We start from the raw sequence: 21,532 nt of genomic DNA, 5'->3' as shown, positions 1-21,532 counted from the left end.
TTATGCTTTGTCAATATAGTTTTTAATCGATACTATATGTCGAGGAGGAAGTTGTTATGCACGACATGTCACTTTTCGATGTCCTGGACAGGCTTTCCAGCCTGACACGGATGTGGTTTCGCCAACATCCATTACTGGCGGATCTGCAACCGGTACAACTCAGCGCGTTAATGTATCTGGCCCGTTGCAACCGTTATTCCAATACGCCGCTTGGCGTAACGGACTACCTCGGCCTCACCAAAGGCACCGTATCGCAATCGCTGAAGCTGCTGGAAAGCAAAGGACTGATTGTTCGTAAGCAGGATGCCCGCGATAAACGCAGCGTACATTTACAGTTAACTGAATCAGCCGGTACGTTACTGGACGCCCTGCTCCCGCCAACGTTTTTGGTGGCGGGTGAAACGGCGATGGGTGAACGCGCGACTGTACTTAAGGAACTACTGTTTGAACTTTTACGTGGGATCCAGCGGACCAACAATGTGCCTGGCTTTGGACTTTGCCATAGCTGTCGCTTCCACCAAAAAACGGGTGGTCAGGGATATTGTAATCTGACGAAAGAGAGATTGAGTGAAGAGGATGCGTTGCTGATTTGCCGGGAGCACCAGCCCCCGGAAACTTAAAATGGCTGGTGGAAAATCACACCAGCCATTTTAACGCAGCCAAAAAAGTTGTCCGTTTTACGAGCTCGCGACGTTTTCTCCACGCTCAGTCATGGATTTTAACGCCAAGGCAGCCGCGAACGAATTCAGGGTTAAAGTGCTTCACCGCCTCACCCACATAGCCTAAATCCAGCGCACTGATTTGCGCCATTTCGCTATCCGTGAGTGAGAAATCCCAGATGGCAAAATTCTCTGCAATACGCTCCTGCCGGGTGGATTTAGGAATCACCGTCACGCCGCGCTGCACGTTCCAGCGCAGAACAACCTGAGCAACGGTTTTTTGGTGGGCATCCGCAATCCCCTGAAGCATTTCATCTTCATATGGTTTATGTCTGCCACCGCCTAACGGCGCCCAGGCTTCAGGCTGAACGTTGTAGCGCTTCATCGTTTCAATGGCTACAGGTTGCGCAAAGTAAGGATGTAATTCGACCTGGTTCACCATCGGCTTAATTCTGACGGTTTCACAGAAGTTAGCTAACACATGCGCATAGAAGTTGGAGACGCCAATGGCCTTCAGTTTACCGGCTTCATAAGCCTCTTCCAGCGCGCGCCAGGCGCTGAAATAATCGCCCATGGCCTGATGCAATAAATAAAGATCAATATATTCCAGGCCCGATTTTTTCAGCGACGCCTCAATACCGGCTTGAGCCATATCGTAGTTGGCCATATCCTGAACCCACAGCTTAGAAGTGATAAATAACTCCTCGCGGGTACACAGACCTTCGGCAATGGCTGCACGAACCGCCTCACCCACGGAATCTTCATTGCTGTACACGGCTGCGGTATCGATGAGGCGGTAACCGGTACGAATAGCGCTTAATACCGACTGCTTACACTCTTCTTTATCGGTGACCTTAAAAACGCCAAAACCAACCATCGGCATTTTGCGGTTGTTACTTAGTACTGAGTATTCCACGGCCAAGCCCCTGTCATGTTAAAACACCATATTAGGCCAGAACCCCCGCCGTGATTAGCCTGTAATCTCTGATTTGACCTATGCATGTAATTCATTAATACAGACGAGGTTATTCTGTTGAAGATACGGCAAGAAGGGATAAGGGCGACGACATCACTCTTGCTGAATGTATCAGAACGGGCTTGGCTGAGTGGAGCGCGTACCCTTTGTTTATTCTCAGGGCTGCCCGGCAGTGGCGCTCTTTGCCCATGCCGGTAACCAGCTACTTATTAATCAGTGCTTCACAATATACATTGTGCGACTGTATGCGACATCTTCCGGGTTAGTAATCGGGTACCCTTTCAGCCACGGTTTAATTAACCGCCCGTTGGTATACTGATAAATTGGCGCAATAGGTGCCTGTTCCATCAGAATTTTCTCTGCCGTATTATAATCCGCATTCCGCGCCTTCTCGGTATTTTCCAACGTAGCCTGAGTTAAAACTTTATCGTATGCCGGATTATTAAAGCGGGAGATATTGCCCGTATGGGTCGATGTTAATAGCGACAGGAACGTCGAAGGCTCATTGTAGTCCCCCACCCAGGAAGCGCGGATCACATCAAAATTGCCGGTATTACGGCTGTCGATATAGGTTTTCCACTCCTGATTCTGCAGTTTTACGTCAACGCCGAGATTCTTCTTCCACATAGAAGCCACAGCGATAGCAATCTTTTGGTGGTTTTCAGAGGTGTTGTACAGCAGCGTCAGTTTCAGCGGCTTCTGCGGACCATAGCCTGCCGCACGCAACAGCGTTTTCGCCTGAGCATTCAACTCTTCCTGACTCATTTGCTCAAACGGCGAAGGTTCAGGTACAAATCCTGCCGTAACATCCGGCGTGAAATGCCAGGCGGGCTTCTCGCCGGTACCCAATACTTTCTCCGCCATCAAACGACGATCGATCGTCATACTCAGCGCCAAGCGCACGCGGGAATCGGCAGTCGGTCCCTTCTGGGTATTGAAGGCATAATAGTAAGTGCCAAGCTGAGGCGGGGTATAAACCTGGCCCGGAATATCCTTCAACAGTTTCTGATACATGTTTTTCGGAAAGGATTCAGTAATATCAATATCACCCGCAAGGTAGCGCTTGGTGGCTGCCGATTCCTGATTAATGGGCAGGAAGGTAACTTTCTGCAGAACCGTTTTGCCGTTGTCCCAGTAATGCGTATTCGGTACAACGACCAGTTTTTCATTTACGACGCGATCTTTGAGCACATAGGCGCCGTTACCAATCAAATTCCCCGGTTTGGTCCACTCTTTGCCACTTTCGACATTGGCTTTTTGTACCGGATAAAATGCAAAACTTGCCGTCAGGTTGGCAAACCAGGGGAGCGGTTTATCCAGCTGAACTTTCAATGTACGCGCATCGACTGCGCTAACGCCAAGCTTATCAGGCGTTGCTTTGCCATCGATGATCGCCTGAGCATTGCTAATACCCGCCAGCGCAGCAAACCACGCAAACGGTGATAGTGTTTTGGGATCAACCAGACGCTGCCAGCTGTAGACAAAATCCTGCGCCGTTACCGGTGTACCATCGGACCATTGCGCGTTGTCGCGTAGCGTAAACGTCCAGATGCGGTTATCGTTACTTTTCCACTGGGTGGCGACGCCAGGAACAATTTCTCCCTTCTCATTCTGATTGACCAACCCTTCAAATAAATCACGAATAACCTGAATTTCAGGAAGTCCGACGGCCTTTGCCGGATCAAGTGACGCCGGTTCATCTTTTATATGCCGCACCAGTTCTTGTTTCTCTGCCAGTACCGTTCCGCTGGGAACATCAGCAGCCCAGGATAAGGAAATGCTGCTAACCAACAGCGCACAACAGGTTACTGAAACAGAATGCTGCATAAAATACCCTCAATTCCGGCTACTAAGTGAATGTGTAATTATTTGTATCGCCAGCAGGAAATGCAATTAACTTCCGACAAGAAAGTGATATTACACCTGAAAAGATAAGTGTGTGAAAACGATTTGATTATCCATACATTTTGCACAACACTGCGAGTAACTATTCGAGCATTCAGAGATGACTATGACCGCTACCCGTCCCCGTGCCGAGCGCGGCGCATTTCCACCAGGAACCGAACATTACGGACGTTCATCGTTAGGCGCACCGCTAATCTGGTTTCCTGCGCTGGCAGCCGATCGTGAAAGCGGCCTGATACTGGCAGGTACACACGGTGATGAAAACTCATCGGTCGTCACCCTTTCCTGCGCATTGCGTACGCTTAACCCTTCCCTGCGTCGTCATCATGTTGTGCTGGCGGTGAACCCCGACGGTTGCCAGCTTGGGCTACGCGCAAATGCTAACGGCGTAGATCTTAACCGTAACTTTCCTGCCGCAAACTGGAAAGCGGGTGAAACGGTGTATCGCTGGAACAGTAGCGCAGAAGAACGCGACGTGGTATTGCTGACCGGCGAGCATCCGGGGTCAGAACCGGAAACCCAGGCGCTGTGTCAGCTTATTCACCGGATTCATCCCGCCTGGGTGGTGTCTTTCCACGATCCGCTGGCCTGTATTGAAGATCCCAGACGCAGCGAATTGGGCGCGTGGCTGGCGCAGTCATTTGAGTTGCCCCTGGTTACCAGCGTAGGTTATGAAACGCCCGGCTCGTTTGGTAGCTGGTGCGCCGATCTGAACTTGCACTGTATCACCGCCGAATTCCCGCCCATTTCATCCGATGAAGCGAGCGAGAAATACCTGCTGGCCATGTCCAATCTCCTGCGTTGGCACCCTAGAGATGAAGCTGTCCGGTCGTAAAATGCAGGGCTGTCTCCGCATCGCTGGCAAGCCAGGTAGGTCCATCGAGATCGGCAAAACTGACCTGCGGCGTGAGGGGTAACGCCGCACCAATCGCCCGGGATGTACACAGCATGCAGCCCAGCATCAGCGCAAATCCTTGTTCGCGAGCATCAACGGCCAGCGCCAGCGCTTCGGTCAGGCCACCCGTTTTATCCAGTTTGATATTGACCATTTCATAGCGCCCGTGCAGCGCTTTCAGGCTGCTGCGGGTGTGGCAGCTTTCATCTGCGCAGATCGGTAGCGGATGCACAAAATTCTCCAGCGCGGCATCATCCTGCGCCGGGAGCGGTTGTTCCAGCATCGCAACCCCTAAATCAGCCAGAAGCTGACAGCGCGCGGCCAGCCCCTCTGCCCGCCAGGATTCGTTGGCGTCGACAATGATCGTGGCATCAGGCACAGCCGCACGAATGGCAACCATCCGTTCGCTGATTAAACGCTCATCCAGTTTGACTTTCAGCAGTCTCGCCCCCTTCTCCCACAGTGCTGCCGCGCTCGCCGCCATCTGTTCCGGCGTTCCAATCACCACCGTTTGCGCTGTCGTCACCACCTCCGCCAGTTCGCAACCCACCAGTTCAGCCAGAGACTGCTGCTGTTGACGCGCACTCAGATCCCACAACGCACAGTCCACCGCGTTACGCGCCGCTCCCGCTGGCAACAGCTTTTGCAGTTCTTCGCGCGTCAGTCCATTTTCCAGTTGTGGCGCAATACTCATAATTTGCGCCAGCACTGAGGCATCGCTTTCACCGTAGCGCGGATAAGGCGTACATTCTCCGACGCCTGTGACGCCATTTTCTTCCACTTCGACAACCACCACATGCGCTTCGGTTCTGCTCCCACGGGCAATAACAAAGGGAGTGTGCAGCGGCCAGGCTTCCTCATATACCTTTACTGTTCTCATTCGTTTTCCTTAGTGCAGTCCCTGAAGCGGATATCCACAAATAGCGTTTGCCGTGTTAACTGCTGATAGCATAAACTAGCCTCGACGTTAACTATATGTAAACAGGAAGATAACCATGTCACAAACCGTTCATTTCCAGGGCAACCCGGTTGCAGTCGCTGGCTCCATTCCTCAGGCAGGAAGCAAAGCTCAGGCTTTTACCCTTGTGGCTAAAGATCTGTCTGACGTTACGCTGGGCCAGTTTGCAGGCAAGCGCAAAGTACTGAATATTTTCCCAAGCATCGATACCGGCGTTTGCGCGGCATCGGTACGTAAGTTTAACCAACTGGCGACAGAAATCGACAATACCGTCGTACTGTGCATTTCAGCCGACCTGCCATTTGCCCACTCACGTTTTTGCGGTGCGGAAGGTCTGAGCAACGTTATCACGCTGTCCACCCTGCGCAATGCAGAATTCCTGAAAAACTACGGCGTTGAAATCGCTGAAGGCCCGCTGAAAGGCCTGGCCGCTCGTGCCGTGGTCGTTATCGATGAGAATGACAACGTCGTTTTCAGCCAGTTAGTTAATGAAATCACCAACGAGCCGGACTATGATGCGGCGCTGGACGTACTGAAAGCTTAAGCTGCGTCTGCATACAAAAATGCCTCCAGATGGAGGCATTTTCATTATCATCGTTACTCTTCGCTTTTTTTCTGCTGGCTCAGGCCATACTCGCGCAGTTTATTGGCTATTGCGGTATGGGAAACGCCAAGCCTTTTCGCCAGTTTACGCGTGCTGGGATAGTTCATATACAGCTGCGTCAGCACCGAGCGTTCAAAGCGGCTGGTAATTTCATCCAGCGAGCCTTCCATCACATCTTCTCCGACCGCAACCGTTGCTGCATCGTAATCCGGCAATAAAATATCCTGTGGCCGCAGCTCATACCCCTCCAACTGGGTCAACGCCCGATAGATGGCATTTTTAAGCTGGCGCACGTTACCCGGCCAGCCGTAGCGGGTTAACACCGTGCTGAGATCGGCGGATAATTTCGGGCGTGGTACGCCCTGTTCGTCGGCAAAACGCGCCACAAACAGTTCGGTAAGCGGCATGATATCTTGCGGACAATCGCGCAGCGGCGGCAGGTTGAGGGTCAGCACATTCAGACGATAATACAGATCTTCACGGAACAGTCCTTTCTGCACCAGCTCCACCAGGTTCTTTTGCGTGGCGCAAATCACACGTACGTCGACATGGACTTCATGATCTTCGCCAACCCGGCGGAAGGTCCCGTCATTGAGGAAACGCAACAATTTGGTCTGCATGCTCGGCGACATTTCGCCAATCTCATCCAGCAACACCGAGCCGCCGTTAGCCTGCTCGAAGAACCCTTTTTTACCTTCCCCTGCGTGACCAAACAGCTCGCTTTCGACCGCGTCTTCAGGGATCGACGCACAGTTCAGCGCCAAATACGGCTTCGCCGCGCGCGGGCTCGCCAGATGACAGGCGTGGGCAAAGAGATCCTTACCCGTACCGGTATTACCGGTGATTAGCAGGGGTGCGCTCAGCGTCGCCAACTTACGGGCCTGTTCTACGACATGCTTCATTTTGGCGCTGACGGCAATAATCTGGCTAAACGCGCTCAGATCCTGCGTGGTCATATTTTGCAGCTGACGCCCCATCCGGATGGTGGAACGCAGCATAACGACGGCTCCCGTCAGCATTTGCTCCTGATTTTCACCCTGCAAATGGACTGGCGTAATTTCCATCAGGAAATTCTGTCCGTTAATCACGACATGCTCGCTATGCGAATCCTGCGGATTGCTTTCGAGCCAGCGCTGGAAGTTAAAGCCATTGATTAACTGGGCGGCCGTATGATTACGCATCCGCTCCTGAGTGTGAGCAAAAAGCTGGCAGCTCGCAGGGTTCGCCATCTCAATTTTGCTTTTCATATCCAGAGAAAGAACGGGTTCAGGCAATGCCTCAAGCAGCGCGCTCAGTGCCAGATGTTCACGTTCGGAAGGCATCCAGGGCACGGTACGTACATCCGTAACCCCTGAAATACGGCGGATTTCAGCCATCAGGCTACTGAAGTTGGTGAACTCCAGTTCCGCAAAATTAAGGTAAATACGCCCGATGGGGTCAATCTCGATACCGCGTAAATCAATGCTTCTCAGCACCAGTAAATCGAGCAATTCGCGGGTCAGACCAAGTCGGTCTTCACAAAAGACTTCCAAACGCATAGGAACCTTCACCTGGACAAGGGATTATGTGTTAAATGATAAGACAGTATTTGGTTTGCAGGAAGAACTCTGTCAACAAATATTGACAGCACGCCGGAAAATAGGGGGCCGCGGCGTAAAGTTATACGATCGGCACCCTCTTCTGGCTAACTTTCACGCGGAGACTTGTTCTTTTGTAAGGTCTCTTTGACCTGACCAATCAACTGGCGGCGAAAATCCCCAAGGCGTGGTTTATCGTCATCGATCCACGGGAGCGGACGGCAGAGTTCCATCGCTTTAATACCCAGACGCGCCGTTAACAGCCCGGCACCAATACCCTGCGCAGCACGTGTGGATAAGCGCGCCGCCAGATCTTGCGACATCCAGTCCATGCCAACCTCGCGGACCAATTCGCTGGCGCCGGCAAAGGCGATATTCAGCAGCACCAGCCGGAACAGACGCAGACGACTGTAATACCCGAGCTCAATGCCATATAGCGAGGCGATACGATTAATCAGCCGCAGATTGCGCCAGGCGATAAATGCCATATCCACCAGCGCCAGCGGGCTGACGGCAATCATCAGCGTGGACTCCGCCGCAGAACGACTGATCTCTCGTCGCGCCTGCGCGTCCAGCACAGGTTGCACAAGATGGGCATACAGGCTGACGACTTCACGATCGTTTTGCGTTTCGTGGATAGAGGCATACCAGCGCTGTAAAGCCGGATGCGACTGATCGATACCCGCCTGCTGCGCCAGCTTTTCACAAAATGCGCGCCCTTTTCCGGTTCCATGGCTGTGAAGCAGGTCTCGCGCTTCATCACGTTCATGAGCTCGCTGGCGCAAACGCCACAACCTGCGCCACTCGGTCGCCACTGAACCCACGCCCGCGCCGACGATCAGCGCACCCGCTGCGCACCCTCCCAACGCGACCCAGTCCTGAGTCTGCCAGGCGTTCATAGTCCACTGTACGCCCTGTGCGACAACGCTCACGCCAAACAGCGCCAGCCCGCCCATCACCATTTTACGCCACAGACTGCGTTTGGGGCGTAAGGCAGCATCAATCACCGCTTCTGCCTGACCTTCGTCTTCCAGAGACTCCTCCAGTGTCGCCGGAGCAAAGGTCTGCGCTTCCGTTTCATTGAACATTTGCTGCGCTTTAAACGCCGTGTTTTGTTCCACGTCCAGCGGACCTGAGAAATCGATACGCGGTTTTAACGGCTCGCTCATCGCAATTTATCTCCTATTAAAAACTCCAGCGCGGCATCAAGACGGATATGCGGTAAGGGTTTATCAACATCCATCACCTGCGGGCGAAAAGCCTCAAACTGAAACCCCTGGCTGTCCCAGAACGCCTGTCCAGGCAGCCGCGCGGGCACTTCACCAGGATAGACGGTCAGCGGTTCGCCATCGCTCAGGCGATTGCCACGCAGCGCCGGGATCTTTTCGCCTTTCACATCAATCAGGCCGCTGGTGGTTGCCTGTACCGATGCCAGGCCCAGGCAATCCATGCTAATACCTTCGAACGCGGCGTTTTGCCAGGCATCCTGAATCAGTTGCTGGAGTAACGACACCATATTGGCGTGCTGATCGACTGTGACATGGTCGGCTTTGGTAGCGGCAAACAGCAGTTTGTCGATCACCGGAGAGAACAGCCGACGAAACAGCGTACGCTGCCCGTAATGGAAGCTTTGCATCAATTGGGTCAGCGCCAGACGCATATCATTGAACGCCTGTGGCCCGCTGTTGAGCGGTTGCAGGCAATCCACCAGTACAATCTGGCGATCAAAACGCAGGAAGTGATTCTTATAAAAGCCCTTCACAACCTTTTCGCAATAGTAATTAAACCGCTCGCGCAACATGCCCGCGTTGGTGTGTTTGTCCGCCTGCGCCAGCTTAGATTCACCGTATTCTTCAACATTCGGCCACGGGAAGAATTGCAGCGCAGGCGCACCCGCCATATCTCCCGGCAGGACAAAGCGTCCTGGCTGAATAAAATGCAGCCCCTGCTGTTTACACTGATGCAAATACTCCGTCCACGCGGCGGCGATTTCCGCCAGACGGTTTTCATCGGCAGGCGCTAACGGATCTAATCCTTGACTGAGCTGTCGCCATCTGGTCGACCATTCGCCCCGCTGACCTTGTAATAATCCGGTCATTTGCCGCGACCAGCTCAGGTAATCCTGCGCCAGCATCGGTAGATCGAGCAGCCACTCGCCCGGATAATCAACGATCTCCAGATACAGCGTGGAAGTGTCTTTGAAGTGGCGCAGCAAAGAGTCATTGGACTTATAGCGCAGGGCCAGGCGAATCTCACTCACCCCGCGCGTTGGTGTCGGCCAGGCTGGCGGAGAACCATACAGCTGAGCCAGTCCCTCATCATAGGTAAAGCGCGGAATGCCAAAATCACGTTGAGGAACCCGTTTAACGCCGAGCAGACGCTCTTCGCGCACGCAGCTGAGCAACGGCAAGCGCGCACCGGCATGAATATTGAGTAACTGGTTGACCATTGCGGTGATAAACGCCGTCTTACCGCTACGGCTAAGCCCGGTGACAGCCAGGCGCAAATGTCGATCTACACCGCGATTAACCAGCGAATTGAGTTCATTTTTAAGTCGCTTCATCGCCATCCCGTTATGCTGAAGGAACCGAAGAAATTATAACAAACAGGAAGTAAAGATTGGGGGCAATTCTTATTTATCAACTACCTGAGCGGGGTCAGACGGCATTATTCCTGCCGCCTGTTGCAGAAGAAATGCGGGTGGTTTAGTTCTTCTCTACTTTTGGCAGCGCGATCTGGTTGATCCCACCTTCATTCGTCACCTGCGTGTAGCCCATTTCAACAAGCATATCCTTCGCCTGTCCCGATTGACGCCCGGAGTTACAATACAGCTTCACGGTGTCGGTCTTATCAGGCACTTCTGTTGCGATACGCGCCTTCATCTCTTTTAACGGAATGTTGACGGCACCCTGAATATGCTGCTGTTGGTATTGCTCAGGAACACGAACATCAATCCAGTGTTCGGCAGCGTAAACCGGCATACCAATGACCAGTGCCAACGCTAATACGCCTTTTTTAAACATAATATCTTCCTGATCGAGAGTTGGATTTCACTACAACACTATACGCTAGTTCTTAAGAAAATATTGCGACTCCATTATCATCGCACACGCCAGCAGATCACATTGCTCTTCAGGTAACACATTGTGCGGTGTGCCTTTTGATTTTTCTGTCTGCATTCCGTGATTGTTGTCATTCGGCAGTGAACTCCATAATATGTCCGCCATTGACTCTCGGACGGAGCTTGGGATCTATGTCTCCTACCATTTATGATATTGCACGAGCCGCTGGCGTATCAAAATCTACGGTATCGCGCGTGCTGAATAAGCAAACCAACATCTCGCCGGAAGCGCTGGAAAAAGTGCTGCGTGCGATTGATGAGTTACAGTATCAGCCTAATAAACTGGCTCGGGCACTCACCTCTTCCGGCTTTGACGCAATAATGGTGATATCGACTCGTTCTGCCAAAACAACCGCCGGTAATCCCTTTTTCTCTGAAGTGCTGCATGCTATTACGGCCAAAGCCGAAGAAGTTGGTTTTGATGTCATATTACAGACATCGCGAAGCACCGAAGATGATTTACAAAAATGTGAGAGTAAAATTAAGCAAAAATTGATCAAAGGCATCATTATGCTGAGTTCTCCCGCTGATGAATCATTTTTTGCAAGACTGGATAAATACAACGTTCCGGTCGTGGTTATTGGTAAAGTGGAAGGTGAGTACGCCAATGTCTATTCTGTAGACACTGATAATTATCGCGACAGCATTACATTGACAAATGCGCTTATTGAGAGCGGCCACAGTAATATTGCCTGTTTACATGCCCCGCTTGACGTTCATGTTTCCATTGATCGCGTCAATGGGTATAAAGCCAGCCTTCAGGAACATAACATTCAAATACGCGATGAGTGGATTATTGATGGGGGTTATACTCATGAAACAGCCCTGCTCGCTTCGCGGAAATTACTGAGTCAACAACCGTTACCCGACGCAGTATTTGCCACCGACAGTTTAAAATTAATGAGTTTATATCGCGTGGCGGCTGAGAAAAATATCGCCATTCCGCAACAGCTTGCCGTTGTAGGCTACAGTAATGAACTGCTGTCATTTATGCTGACACCCGTGCCGGGAGGCATTGATGTCCCAACTCAGCAGCTCGGCGAACAAAGCTGTAATTTATTATTTAATCTGATTGCCGGTGAGAAAGGATTGCAGAACATCACCGTGAGCACGCAAATATCGTTAGCCGACTCACTGGTGTAAAAACAGGGGCATAACAATGCCCCTGCACATTTTAGAATGCGTAATTCACACCAATACCCGCATAATGGAATCTGTCGCTTTCACCTTCGTCATGATCTTCCCATTCATAGGCATATTCCAGGGTCATTGATAAACCATTCTGGAAATCATAGGCATACAGTAAACCAAGACGATTGAAATCATGCCCTTCGCGTTCCGGATCATCCTGCCAGTCCCAGTTTGACCAACGATCAAGTCCAATACGGGTGTACGGCGTCAGGGTGGTATTGCCGAAAGATAACGGTAAGTAAGCACGAATTTCCTGGGTTGAGAACTCACCATTATTACGCGATTCCGCCAGATTAAAGCCGCGTTCGAGATAATAGTTGACCGTTAAGCCCACCGTATCGTTGAAGGTATAATTCAGACCGGTTTCGCTTTCAACGCGACTATCGGAGTAACCTGTGGTACTCAAGTCATTGACGAATTGATACATTGCCAACCAGCCGCTAAAACGCAAATCGTCAGTAAGTTTAATATCCCAGTCCGGCTGAACTTTCCAGCGCTGCATATTGGCAGTGTCTTTTCCTGGTTCATTAACATAGTGATAGCCGTAATTACGGAAACCACCGGTCAATCCGAAATTAACATCCTCGCTTTCGAGGAATTGATAGCGAACTTCCAGTTCCGGGCGATCAAACCAGGTACCGCGTTTACCCTCGCTATAATCAACCGGGCCTTCCTGATAATAGGCCAGAGATATTTTCCATGGCCCATTGGACGCATTAAAATAGACAGACGGCTCAGCCAGTCCATCCATATCTTCGCCCTGACCTTCAACGTTTTCTATTTCGTACATGGCACCAATATTAAAGTGCCAGTCATTCTTTTCAGCGGCCTGCGCGCAGGCCACTCCTGCGCTCATCATCAGCGCAGTAGCGGACAGTAGGGTTTTCATTATTATTCCTTGTTAAAATACTCGCAAAAATGCCCCAAGGTTTGGGGGGTATCCCCCCGGAGTTTTATTGAATAGCCACTTCAGTTTCAGCATCAAAGAAATGGCATTTCGCCATATCAAAATGAATAGTGATATTTTCTCCTGCGTGATAATCATTCACTGCCCCGGCACGTACCACCAACTCATGCCCCCCAATAACGGTATAAAGCATAAACTCAGCGCCAGTTAGTTCTGCCACACTAATTTTTGCCGATACATTATTTTCATTATTAAGCTGCGGATGTATATCTTCAGGACGAATACCCAGTATAACGGCCTGATGCTCATAACCCTGCGCTTTTAATTGTGCTAATTTATTTTCGGGAATGGTTAACTTCAGCGTTTCGGTAACAAATTTATTACCATCAATCGCGCCACGAATAAAATTCATGGCCGGTGAACCAATAAATCCGGCGACGAACATATTTGCCGGGTGGTTATACACCGTTTTTGGTGCGCCAACCTGTTGAACAATGCCATCCTTCATAATCACAATACGCGTTGCCATAGTCATGGCTTCGGTTTGATCATGGGTAACATATATCATGGTGGTATTCAGTTTCTGATGCAGTTTGCTAATTTCTGCCCGCATCTGCACGCGAAGTTTGGCATCGAGATTCGATAAAGGCTCATCCATCAGGAAGACCCCAGCCTCACGAACAATCGCACGACCCAGCGCCACGCGCTGACGCTGACCGCCAGATAACGCGCCAGGTTTACGCTGCAGATAATCGCGCAGGCCAAGGATTTGCGCCGCCCAGTTCACGCGCTCCTCGATCACCGCCGGTGCAATTTTCTGCATCTTCAGGCCAAACGCCATATTGTCATAGACGGTCATGTGCGGGTACAACGCGTAGTTCTGAAAAACCATCGCAATATTGCGCGATTTCGCCGGCACATCATTCATCCGTTTACCGTCAATCAGCAGATCGCCGCCGCTGATCTCTTCCAGGCCGGCGATCATGCGCAACGTCGTTGACTTCCCGCAACCGGAAGGCCCAACAAAAACAATAAACTCTTTGTCTTCAATTTCCAGATTGAAGTCTTTAACGACGTGCACCTGGTTGTCGTAAATTTTTTGAATATGCTGCAACGAAAGCTGTGCCATGTTGAATCCTTTACTTGTCGTGTTGCCAGAAAGCCGATAAGCACGGCCACGTCAAAAATTCGGTTGAAGGAAGCTGCAAGCTTGCCCCGTTCAGCCCCGTACCGATGCCAACGGAGAGCATGCCGCAGGCGTTGATCGCATCAACGCCCGCTTGTGCATCTTCTATGCCAATGCACTGCTGCGGGTCAACGCCAAGCCCCGCACAGGCCGCCAGAAATATTTCCGGATCCGGTTTTGAATGGGTTATCAGCGCTGCATCCGCACAAAAGTCAAAACAAGCGCGAATATCAAGCGCCTGTAAAATAGTGGGCGCATTGAGCGACACTGAGGCCAACCCAACCGGAATCCGCTCTTCCCGTAACGTCATTAACAGTTCGCGAATCCCAGGCAATACTGAGTCGACCGTTAACTGGCGCAAAGAATGGACGTACAGCCGGTTCTTTCTCTCAGCCAATTGTGCGCAAGTCTCCGGAGTAAACTCCCCCGCCTTCCCGCCGTGGTGCAAAATACGCTGCAGTGATTCGCTGCGACTAATCCCTTTCAGGCTGTCATTAAATGCTTCGTCGATCGCAATCCCTACTTCGTTGGCTACCTGCCGCCATGCCAGAAAATGCAAATGTGCGGTATCGGTAATCACGCCGTCCAAATCAAAAATGATGGCCTGTGGTTTGAGTATCATTCATCATCCCTTTTTGTGGTAGCGGTCCCATAAATAGACGTAATAACACCGTCATAAGTAATCGCTGACGCCCCCTGGACGGCGATCTTTTCGCCATTAACCCACAAGGTAATACGCTCAGTGGTGCTAATGCGGATTTCAGCTTTATTGATAGTGACCTGCATATCAACGCCCTGCCAACGCAGTGGGAAAGACAGAGTTTGCCAATGCTCAGGTAATACAGGGGTAAGATGTAACTCCCCGTGGCGAACATTCACTCCGGCAAATCCCTGGATTGCACCCAGCCAGATGGCCCCCGTCGCCGCTGCGTGAATACCGTCATCACAGCTATGTGGATCGTCTCCGAGATCGATAAGCGATCCTTCACGCCAGAAGCGATATCCCTGCTCTGAATCACCACAACGCGCAGCCACAATCCCATGGATAGCCTTACTCAAAGACGAGTCATGAATGGTGCGCGGCTCGTAAAACCGCAGGTTCGCCAGACAGATTTGCGGGGTAAATTGCTCCGGCAGCATATAGGTCAGCATCACCACATCGGCCTGTTTGAGAATTTGCATCTCATTGACCTCTGCGCGGGAGTAATCGAGCAAAATCGTCTGCTTGCCCGCTTTCGCTTTGTAACTGGACAGATCGATAACCGGTTTGCTCAGGAAGGTGTCATCCTGAGGTAACACACCATCGGACAACGCTTCCGGACGCCAGAGATGGCGTAAAAAATGCTCAGCACGATGAATAAAGATCTCATCGTTACAGCCCAGGCGACGCGCAAAATCCAACGCCTGCTCCACGTTGTACCAGGCCATGTAGTTGGTGAACGCATTATTGTTTACATGCTCGGTGTATTCATCCGGGCCAATAACATCGTGGATCTCTAAACGGTCATTAACCATGACGGCTCTGCTGATCCAGAACTTTGCTGTGTCCAGAAGCAGCGTTATACCTTCACGGGACATAAAGTTCATATCCCCGGTGGCATGCCAGTAATTGATCACCGCCCAGGCAATATCCGCCACGAGATGATGCTCAGCCTGTGCGGAGGCCACTTTCTGCCGCAGCCCGGTACGGATGTTGATCGCCGCGAATTCAGGCGTCTCCTCCTCACCGCTGCGCGCGCTCTCCCAGGGAAACAGCGCCCCCTGCCAACCGTTGCGGCGGGCTTTCTCACGCGCGCCCGACAAATTATGCCAGCGGTAACGCAATAAACTTCTTGCGGTTTTCGGCTCGGTGAAGAGATGGAACGGTAACAGAAAGACCTCGGTATCCCAGAAAACGTGGCCTTTATACCCTTCTCCCGTCAGACCTTTCGCCGCAATACTGCTGCGCTCATCGTGATCTGGCGTCATTACACGCAAATGATAGAGCGCATAATCCAGCGCTCGCTGATCGCTCATATCATTACTGGTGACCTGAACACGATGGCTTTGCCACCAGGCATGCCAGTTGGCGGTCGATTCCGCCAGCAGCGCGTCATATCCCTGCTGGGCGCACGCTTCCAGATTACGCAGCGACTGGCGTCCCCAGGTTTCCAGCGACAGGCTGCGCTCGCTCGCCCAGTCGATCCAGCTAATTTTCGTCAGCGTAACGCGTTGTCCGGTTTTCGCCTGCACGCTATTGTGTTGTAACAACCGACGTTCTTTCGCGGTGAAGCAGCGCTGCGCCGCACCGTCTACGTCGCAAAACGTCGTGATCGCGATATCGTTGCGATTGTCCTGGGTGGTGTAAATGCCTTGCAGAAGATGCTGACCAAATATCCGGACCTGCGTTTCATCCAGATGCTGACGTCCGTGATTGGTGAGCGTGGCATCAATCCCGGTTGAGATGCCAATGAAGGCATCACCACCCAATGGGGTAACAGCAACTTCCATAGCAAACAGCGGCAGTTGTTGCGCCGAGACAAACCGCCGACTCTCAATAGCGAAACGTGCACCGCCAGGCGCTCGCCAGACCAGGGCACGGCGTAATTCACCGCTGGTAAAATCCAGTTCTCGGTGCCAGCTCTCAATCACGCCGCTGGTTAGCGAGAAAATCTCGCCATTAAGCGTAATCTCCACGCCCACGACATCCGGCAAATTAACCAGCTCATTAATTTCGCCTTTCCCTGCCCGATGATACAGTCCCGCAATATACATGCCGCGAGTCTGTAAAGTGTAGGCTTCTTCATGGCTGGCGCGAATTCCCATATAACCGTTGCCGGTCGTCATGAGTGAAGCGAATTTATTCAGACTGTGTGGGCAAAAAGCCGGTTCGGTTAGCATTACTGGCTTCGTCATAAGTCTACATATGTTCCTGTTTCAGCCGATTCATACAGTGCGGCAACCAGTTGTTGAATAACGACGCCCTGCTCTGCGTCCGCAATAGCGACAGGCTCGCCCTGTACGTGATTTACGAAAGACTCCATGCTGCGAAAGTGACGATTGTCATCGGCTATTTCGCGCTGGAACAGCACATCCAGCGTTCCGTCACGATCGGTATAGACCTGCGCCGGAAATAAGGTCGCCCCGGCAAGATCGCCACAGAAATTGACGTTCATAATCGATTGTTCAGGAATATTCAGCGCGAAAGAGGTCTCAAGGCGCAGGATCCCGCCGTTATGAAATTCGATCGTGCCGAACAGAGAATCCTCAACGGTGTACGTCGCGGGATCCCATTCCCCAAACTGGCCGCTGTTCTTACGCGTACCAATACGTTGATAGCTGTGCGCGTTAACGCGCTTTACCGCCGGGAAGCCCAACACATACATCGCGGCATCAAGCATATGGATACCGATATCAATCAGCGGCCCGCCGCCCTGCAGTTCCTTGTTGGTAAAAACACCCCAGCCGGGTACGCCGCAGCGGCGCAAGGCGCGGACATTAGTGACATAGATTTCACCCAGCACGCCGCTCATTACCTGTTCGCGAAGCAATTGTGTATCCAGTGCGAAACGATGATGAAAATCGTAAGCCAGTACCTTCCCCATCCGCCGCGCCGTTTGACACATCTCCAGCGCCTCGTCTGGCGTCATGGCTGGGGGCTTTTCGCACATCACATGGCAGCCAGCGTTCAGCGCCAACATGGTGTGTTCATAATGAAAACGATTGGGCGAACAGATGCTGACGATATCTGGCTTAGCCTCGCGTAACATCGTCTGAGGATCGTCCCAAACCTGCGGATTACCGTATTTCTCTGCCAGCACCTGCGCCTGTGACAGGCGGCTGTCACAGACAGCCACCAGTTCCAGATCGTTGCGGGTGCAGTAGTACGAAGCATGAACTTTATCCGCTACCTGCCCGGCGCCGATAATGGCGACACGTAGCGGAGCGCTTGTCAGTGCACTTTTCACGGAAATCCTCTTAGCAGGTACGCAGCCAGGCCAGCGACTGACGGTATGCTTCCGGCAGGTTCTCCGCCCGTACGCGCCCTTCATACACTACATAGCCCTGATAATTATCTTCACGCAGTTGGTCAAATAGCGCAGAGAAATCCAGCGTACCGCTCCCCGGCTGATAACGATGGTTATCCGCAATATGCACGTGACCCAGCAGATCGCGATTATCGTGCAGCGCCTGCGCCATATCGTCTTCTTCGATATTCATATGGTAAAAATCACCAATGATTTGCACATGCTTCAGGTTGTTTTCCACGATATAGCGACGGGCATCCGCCAGGGTGTTGATCATATGATCCTGATAGCGGTTGAGCGGCTCGAGGTACACCACCGTCCCCGTACGCTCGGCAACTTTATCGAGATAAATCAATGATTCACTGACGGCTTTGCGATCGCCTTCCAGGCTACGCGGAGAGGTCATCGGCGGTAGACGGAAGGTAAACATGCCCCAGGCGGCAGGAACAATAATACCTTGCCCGCCGACTTCGGCCAGCGCTTCAAGAATACGGGTAATCTGCTGTAAACCATTCAAACGACGTTCTTCGATAAAATCACCGATCCAACCGTCATACCCTCCGCAGGCGGTGGTAACAGGCAGACCCGTTTCTTTGATCGCCGCTTTCACTTCCTCAAGATTGTTGACCAGCAATTTGCCGTCAATTTCAAAACCATCAAAACCCATCTCTTTGATGTAACGGAATTTCTCGAGAATATTTTCCGGGAAAAAAGCCTGATTCTGTGTTCCGATTTTCATTTTCTGTATTCCTTAATTAAAACGTCACGCCCATTTTGATGCTCTGTTCCGGATGGCGATCGACATACTGCATATAGCTTTCCGGGCTGCTGGCGAAGGTGACTACCGGATCGATAAGCTCTTCACAGTTCAGATAACCGTTCATCAACAGTTCCCAGCAGGTCTCCTCAATGCGCTTGCGGCTCCAGCGCGGATAATCTGGATTTGGTTCACTGCAGGCGCGGGAGAAGACGATTTTGGCGTTGTTGAAGTGCGCTTCACGGCCCAGGTTAAACCCTTCAGCAAAAGGTTTTGCGAAGGCGACATAGGAGATGGTTCCGCCATAGGCCAGACCGCGTAGCGCCGATTGCAACGCATCTGCATAGCCGCTGGTTTCGATAATCACATCCGCGCCCTGTTTGCCGGTCAGCTTTTTAATTTCCATGCCCACGTCGGTGCCAATCGGATCCAGACAGAAATCAGCCCCATGGCGACGCGCGATATCACAACGATGGGCAATCGGATCCACGCCAATAACCACTGACGCACCCGCTTTCTTAGCCAGTTGTACGGCGATCTGGCCAATTGCCCCTAATCCGACGATGACAACAAAGTCGCCGACGCGCACATTGGCATCGCGCACACCGCTCATGGCGAACTGTGCAGGGTCATAGCACACGGCATTTTTCCACGAACTACCTTCTGGCATTTTGCGCAGTTTGTAGTTGTTTACGGCGTTAAAGATTACCGTTTCTGCCAGTGGGCCGTAGCCGCATACAGAATCGCCGACGGCGTAATCGGTCACATCACTACCACACTCAATGACATCGCCCACCACCATGTTGCCAAGCTGGAACTTACCGAACTCAATTCCGCGCGGCGCCCCTTCCGGACGCGGCATAAACATTTGCCATTCGCTGTTAAAATCTTCATCAATAAACGGACTGGCTGCGCGAAAATCGACCACTTCGGTGCCATGTTTCGGTGCGCCAAAACGTACGCGGACTTTCACTTCGTTGGCGGAAACTGCTCTGTCTTCATATTCCACCAGCGCTGCAACACGCGGTTCGGTGGCAACTAACTTCTTCATTTACAACTCCTTAATTAAACTGGCCGCTTAGCCTTTCACGCCGCCTGCGGTCAAACCACTCTTAATAAAACGTTCGGAAAGCGCATACATAATGACCACCGGCAATGCGGTGACTAACGATGCGGCCATCATGCGTCCCCAGATATAGTCAGGCGTACTGAACAGCGCGTTCAGACCGACCGGTAAGGTAAAATTGCTGGCGCTGGAGAGGAAAATCGAGGCGAACAGATAGTCATTCCACGCAACCATAAAGCAGTACACAAAGACCGAAACCAGACCAGACATGGCCAACGGCACGGTGATGCGAAAGATAATTTGCAGACGATTTAATCCATCCATCATCGCGGCTTCTTCTATCTCATCCGGAATGGTGTCGAAGTAGCTTTTCAGCATAAACACGGCTGTCGGCAGCGTTTGGGTCACCATGGTGATAATCAACGCCATTTCGGTGTCATAAATGCCGAGGGCCGTAATGATTTTGAAAAGCGGCACCACTAGCAAAATCCCCGAAAACATGTACACCGTGTAAAAACTGGCATTGATGGTCATCCGTCCCTTAAAACGCAGACGGGAAAGCGCATACGCCCCAAGCACGCCGAGAAACACCGCCACCACCGATGACGTGACCGATACCACCAGGCTATTACGGAAGTAGTCAACAAACGGGAAGATCATCGGGTTAAAAATGTCGATGTAATGTTCCAGCGTCCATTGCTGAGGTAACAGCGTGGGATGCAGCGAGATCGCCTCTTTTGCGCTTTTGAATGAGGTCATCAGCATCACAAAAAACGGAAATAACGTGATGCCCAGGAAGACAATTAATCCACAGTAAAAGCCGATGCGGCCAAGCGTGCGTTTATTTGTTGCCATTGAGGTTCACCCGTTTTCTGGTCAGCAGGATAACAGCGAAAATGATGACGAAGAGGACGACAGAAATAGCGGCCGCTTTGCCTAAGTCATTAAATGCAAACGCTGTTTTATAGAGATAGACCCCGAGAATATCGACTTTAGTGGTCAGCAGATAAACATCGGCGAACATATAGAACATCCAGATCGTACGCAGCGTGACTACGGTCGCCAGCACCGGCATGATCGCTGGCAGCGTGACGATACGAAACCGTTGCCAGGCGTTCGCGCCATCCATTTCCGCCGCTTCATACAGCGATTTATCAATAGTCTGTAAAATCGCCAGAAACGAGATAAAGGCATACGGAAAGTAGCGCCAGATGGCGAACAGCACGACCAGTGCGAAGCTGCTGCCTGGATTGTCGAACCATAACGGCGCCTGCTCAAACAGATGCAGCAGATCCACGCCGAGATAGTTCACAATGCCGTAGCCGTTGTTGAACATGTATTTCCAGGCAAACACCAGCGAAATAGATGGCGTTACGTAAGAGAGGATCACCAGTGAGCGCGCCGTTTTCCGCAGACGAAACTCACGGTTAAAAAACATCGCCACTCCCAGCCCCAGCACCGTGCTCCCGGCAACAACCAGCGCGGTATACCAGACCGTCATCCACAGCGAATGCCAGAATCCGGGATCGGTTAAGATACGGATATAGTTACTCAGGCCGACAAATGTTGACTCAATTTGCGGATTGAGCGGCAGACGCATAAAGCTGATTTCGATGTTAGATATCATCGGCCACGCAACTAAACCACCCAGCAAGAGCAAACTGGGCGCCAGCAGCAGCATGGCAAATGGCATATCCGATCGACCTGAAAAGAACTTATTCAT

20 protein-coding genes are annotated in these 21,532 nt (G+C 51.7%); 4 read left to right on the top strand and 16 right to left on the bottom strand.

Translation table 11 applies throughout. The features are described from left to right. The first annotated feature begins 56 nt into the window (after positions 1-56). A complete protein-coding gene (locus FDX11_RS17985) occupies positions 57-620 on the top strand; it encodes a MarR family winged helix-turn-helix transcriptional regulator (protein WP_137365455.1) in 564 nt (187 codons plus the stop codon). A gap of 85 nt (positions 621-705) precedes the next feature. On the opposite strand, the gene FDX11_RS17980 is transcribed toward FDX11_RS17985, so the two are convergent. Further along, positions 706-1,575 carry an aldo/keto reductase gene (locus FDX11_RS17980; protein WP_137398324.1) on the bottom strand — a complete coding sequence of 290 codons (870 nt, stop codon included), beginning with the start codon at positions 1,573-1,575 and terminating at the stop codon, positions 706-708. A 273-nt stretch (positions 1,576-1,848) separates the two neighbouring features. Next, entirely contained in the window at positions 1,849-3,462 is a 1,614-nt protein-coding gene (gene mppA / locus FDX11_RS17975; RefSeq protein WP_079224010.1) for a murein tripeptide ABC transporter substrate-binding protein MppA, read from the bottom strand. A 184-nt stretch (positions 3,463-3,646) separates the two neighbouring features. Here mppA and mpaA point away from each other — a divergent pair, with 184 nt between their 5' ends. Beyond that, positions 3,647-4,375, top strand: a complete 729-nt coding sequence (gene mpaA / locus FDX11_RS17970; RefSeq protein ID WP_042308148.1) for a murein tripeptide amidase MpaA — start codon at positions 3,647-3,649, stop codon at positions 4,373-4,375. Here the strand turns inward: mpaA and ycjG are convergent. Continuing rightward, the gene (ycjG, locus tag FDX11_RS17965; protein ID WP_137398323.1) at positions 4,350-5,315 is read right to left on the bottom strand and encodes an L-Ala-D/L-Glu epimerase; all 966 of its coding nucleotides are present in this window, start codon (positions 5,313-5,315) and stop codon (positions 4,350-4,352) included. The two genes, mpaA and ycjG, sit on opposite strands and share 26 nt — an antisense overlap. Positions 5,316-5,430: 115 nt before the next feature. Here ycjG and tpx point away from each other — a divergent pair, with 115 nt between their 5' ends. Continuing rightward, entirely contained in the window at positions 5,431-5,937 is a 507-nt protein-coding gene (tpx, locus tag FDX11_RS17960) for a thiol peroxidase (protein WP_042308146.1), read from the top strand. A gap of 53 nt (positions 5,938-5,990) precedes the next feature. Here tpx and tyrR read toward each other — a convergent pair whose 3' ends face one another. The 4 genes from tyrR to pspE all read right to left on the bottom strand — a co-directional run bounded on the left by tyrR (position 5,991) and on the right by pspE (position 10,597). Beyond that, on the bottom strand, positions 5,991-7,535 hold the full coding sequence (tyrR, locus tag FDX11_RS17955) for a transcriptional regulator TyrR (protein ID WP_042308144.1): 1,545 nt from the start codon (positions 7,533-7,535) through the stop codon (positions 5,991-5,993). Between the two features lie 146 nt (positions 7,536-7,681). Then, on the bottom strand, positions 7,682-8,743 hold the full coding sequence (locus FDX11_RS17950; protein ID WP_137398322.1) for a YcjF family protein: 1,062 nt from the start codon (positions 8,741-8,743) through the stop codon (positions 7,682-7,684). After that, entirely contained in the window at positions 8,740-10,137 is a 1,398-nt protein-coding gene (locus FDX11_RS17945; RefSeq protein WP_061381518.1) for a YcjX family protein, read from the bottom strand. The genes FDX11_RS17950 and FDX11_RS17945 overlap by 4 nt, the downstream gene beginning before the upstream one ends. A gap of 142 nt (positions 10,138-10,279) precedes the next feature. After that, positions 10,280-10,597 carry a thiosulfate sulfurtransferase PspE gene (pspE, locus tag FDX11_RS17940; protein WP_042308140.1) on the bottom strand — a complete coding sequence of 106 codons (318 nt, stop codon included), beginning with the start codon at positions 10,595-10,597 and terminating at the stop codon, positions 10,280-10,282. A 230-nt stretch (positions 10,598-10,827) separates the two neighbouring features. On the opposite strand from pspE, the gene FDX11_RS17935 reads away from it, so the two are divergent. Then, positions 10,828-11,838 carry a LacI family DNA-binding transcriptional regulator gene (locus tag FDX11_RS17935; protein WP_042308138.1) on the top strand — a complete coding sequence of 337 codons (1,011 nt, stop codon included), beginning with the start codon at positions 10,828-10,830 and terminating at the stop codon, positions 11,836-11,838. A gap of 31 nt (positions 11,839-11,869) precedes the next feature. Here the strand turns inward: FDX11_RS17935 and FDX11_RS17930 are convergent, their stop codons facing one another. The 9 genes from FDX11_RS17930 to FDX11_RS17890 all read right to left on the bottom strand — a co-directional run bounded on the left by FDX11_RS17930 (position 11,870) and on the right by FDX11_RS17890 (position 21,532). Then, positions 11,870-12,775, bottom strand: a complete 906-nt coding sequence (locus FDX11_RS17930; protein ID WP_079224008.1) for an OmpG family monomeric porin — start codon at positions 12,773-12,775, stop codon at positions 11,870-11,872. 64 nt (positions 12,776-12,839) lie between these two features. Next, positions 12,840-13,922 carry an ABC transporter ATP-binding protein gene (locus FDX11_RS17925; protein ID WP_042308134.1) on the bottom strand — a complete coding sequence of 361 codons (1,083 nt, stop codon included), beginning with the start codon at positions 13,920-13,922 and terminating at the stop codon, positions 12,840-12,842. A gap of 10 nt (positions 13,923-13,932) precedes the next feature. Then, positions 13,933-14,601: a beta-phosphoglucomutase gene (pgmB, locus tag FDX11_RS17920; protein WP_137398321.1), complete on the bottom strand. Its 669-nt coding sequence runs from the start codon at positions 14,599-14,601 to the stop codon at positions 13,933-13,935. After that, entirely contained in the window at positions 14,598-16,874 is a 2,277-nt protein-coding gene (locus FDX11_RS17915) for a glycoside hydrolase family 65 protein (RefSeq protein ID WP_137398320.1), read from the bottom strand. Before FDX11_RS17915 ends, pgmB begins: the two co-directional genes overlap by 4 nt. Further along, complete coding sequence (locus FDX11_RS17910; RefSeq protein ID WP_061381259.1) at positions 16,871-17,926, bottom strand: Gfo/Idh/MocA family protein; 1,056 nt, start codon at positions 17,924-17,926, stop codon at positions 16,871-16,873. Before FDX11_RS17910 ends, FDX11_RS17915 begins: the two co-directional genes overlap by 4 nt. A 10-nt stretch (positions 17,927-17,936) precedes the next feature. Next, on the bottom strand, positions 17,937-18,725 hold the full coding sequence (locus FDX11_RS17905; protein ID WP_061381258.1) for a sugar phosphate isomerase/epimerase: 789 nt from the start codon (positions 18,723-18,725) through the stop codon (positions 17,937-17,939). A gap of 16 nt (positions 18,726-18,741) precedes the next feature. Beyond that, positions 18,742-19,794 carry a zinc-binding alcohol dehydrogenase gene (locus FDX11_RS17900; RefSeq protein ID WP_137398319.1) on the bottom strand — a complete coding sequence of 351 codons (1,053 nt, stop codon included), beginning with the start codon at positions 19,792-19,794 and terminating at the stop codon, positions 18,742-18,744. Between the two features lie 27 nt (positions 19,795-19,821). Then, positions 19,822-20,664 (bottom strand): carbohydrate ABC transporter permease, encoded by an 843-nt coding sequence (locus tag FDX11_RS17895; RefSeq protein WP_003020474.1) that lies wholly within the window; start codon positions 20,662-20,664, stop codon positions 19,822-19,824. After that, complete coding sequence (locus tag FDX11_RS17890) at positions 20,651-21,532, bottom strand: carbohydrate ABC transporter permease (RefSeq protein ID WP_042308518.1); 882 nt, start codon at positions 21,530-21,532, stop codon at positions 20,651-20,653. The genes FDX11_RS17895 and FDX11_RS17890 overlap by 14 nt, the downstream gene beginning before the upstream one ends.

The organism is Citrobacter sp. wls714, from assembly GCF_005281025.1.
GTDB classification, from domain to species: Bacteria; Pseudomonadota; Gammaproteobacteria; order Enterobacterales; family Enterobacteriaceae; genus Citrobacter; species Citrobacter werkmanii.
The sequence above is the reverse complement of the archived record's forward strand: the minus strand, read 5'-3'. Positions and strand labels throughout refer to the sequence as shown.